We start from the raw sequence: 2,071 nt of genomic DNA, 5'->3' as shown, positions 1-2,071 counted from the left end.
GCGGATGCGCTCCCATTGGGAGTCGCGAAGGCTGTAGCGTCGCACCGGTCAGCTCCAAAATGGCTGACCTTCTATGAATCGAAGTTTCCAGCGCGCCGGAAGCCCCTAAATGACGACAGGCCCTAGATGTTCAGTCCCGGTATTTGATAGATTGAATCGAGTTTGAATCGTTCAGGTTCGATTGTCCACCTTTTGCAGATAAACTTGTAAGGTGTGAGGGCCTCAGGTGCGCGGGCCAGCTTTGCGCGCAGGCCGTCGCTCTCGAGGAGATGTTCGGCGTCGAGATCGCGGAAGACGCCTTGTTCTATGGCGACCACCGCGCAGCGCTGCGTGAGAGCGCCGTTTTTTGGGCGAGGCTGCGCAGCTTGTCCCGAGCGGCGACCTGCCCGACGAAGAAGATGCGAGGACGCGCATCTGTTTCCTGTTGAGCCGAAGCCAGCAGAAGAACCTGAGAAGCGCAGCGCATGAGCGCATCGGGTCTCTTCCGGATTCCTTGCGCTTAGATCGGAGCGGCGGACAGGCCGGCCGCCGCGTCGTCCGCCCTTTGAAAGTCAGCTCGCCCAGCCCAACGAGCGGTCGACCGCCTTGCGCCAGGCGCCGAACAGCCGCCGGCGGCGCTCCTCATTCATCTGCGGGAGCCATCGCTTGTCGATCCCCCAGTTCTCGACGATTTCCTGAGGGGACTGGAAATAGCCCACAGCGAGGCCCGCCGCGTAGGCGGCCCCAAGCGCGGTGGTCTCGATCACCCGGGGACGCACCACAGGCGCGTCGAGGAGGTCGGCCTGAAACTGCATGAGCAGCTCGTTCACGACCATGCCGCCGTCGGCGCGCAACTCGCGAATGGCCACGCCCGAATCTTTCACCATGGCGTCGAGCACTTCGCGCGTTTGATACGCCGTCGCCTCAAGCGCCGCGCGGGCGATATGACCCTTGTTGGCGAAGCGCGTGAGGCCGCAGACGACGCCTCGGGCGTCCTCTTTCCAATGCGGGGCGTAGAGGCCCGAGAAGGCCGGCACGAAATAGACGTCGCCATTGTCTTCGACCGTGCGGGCGAGGGTCTCGACCTCGGCCGAGACCTGGATCACGCCGAGATTGTCGCGCAGCCATTGCACCAGCGCTCCGGTGATGGCGATCGAGCCTTCGAGCGCGTAGACGGCGGAGAGGTTTCCGAGCTTGTAGGCGACGGTGGTGATGAGGCCGCAGGTCGAATGGAACGGCTTCTCGCCGATGTTCATCAGCATGAAGTTGCCGGTGCCATAGGTGTTCTTCGCCTCGCCCGGCCTCAGGCACGCCTGCCCGAACAGGGCCGCCTGCTGGTCGCCGAGAACGCCCGCGATCGGCGCCCCGGCGAGCGGCGCGCGGGCCGCGCCGTAGATTTCCGAAGACGAGACGATGCGCGGCAGGCAGGCGCGCGGCGCGCCGAACAGCTCGAGGAGGTCGTCGTCCCAGGAAAGCGTCGCGAGGTCCATGAGCTGGGTTCGCGAGGCGTTGGTGACGTCGGTGACGTGGACGCCGCCGTCGACTCCGCCGGTGAGGTTCCACAAAAGCCAGGAGTCGATGGTGCCGAATAGGGCGTCGCCGGATGTGGCCCTCTCGCGGGCTCCGGGCACGTTGGCGAGGATCCAGTTGAGCTTGAGCCCGGAGAAATAGGTGGCGAGCGGAAGGCCGGTCTTGACTCTGAGGCGGTCCCGGCCGCCTTCGGCGGCGAGGCGCTTGACGATCTGGTCTGTGCGGGCGTCCTGCCAGACGAGGGCGTTGGAGAGGGGCTTGCCGGTTTGGCGATCCCACAGAAGGCAGGTCTCGCGCTGGTTGGCGACCCCCACGGCGGCGAAGTCGATGGCCGTGAGGCCGCTCTTCTCCAGCGCGCCCGCGATGACCGCGCGGGTGTTCGCCCAGATCTCCTCCGCGTCATGCTCGACCCAGCCGGGCTTCGGATAAATCTGCGTGTGCTCCTTTTGCGAAAGGCCGACGATCTGGCCGTTGCGGTCGAAAATGATGAAACGCGTGCTGGTGGTGCCTTGATCGATGGCCCCAATATATTTCGACATTTATTTCCTCCCGCGAGCGCTGA

General features: G+C 64.8%; 1 protein-coding gene. It reads right to left on the bottom strand.

All coding sequences use genetic code 11. The annotated features are described in order from the left end of the window. Positions 1–551: 551 nt before the first annotated feature. Entirely contained in the window at positions 552–2,048 is a 1,497-nt protein-coding gene (glpK, locus tag ACE3OG_RS16455; RefSeq protein WP_374310624.1) for a glycerol kinase GlpK, read from the bottom strand. Between the last annotated feature and the right edge of the window lie 23 nt (positions 2,049–2,071).

Origin of the sequence: Methylocella sp., from assembly GCF_041905455.1 — a bacterium.
GTDB lineage: Bacteria > Pseudomonadota > Alphaproteobacteria > Rhizobiales > Beijerinckiaceae > Methylocapsa.
Note: the sequence above shows the minus strand (reverse complement) of the source record. Positions and strands in the feature narration are given on the sequence as shown.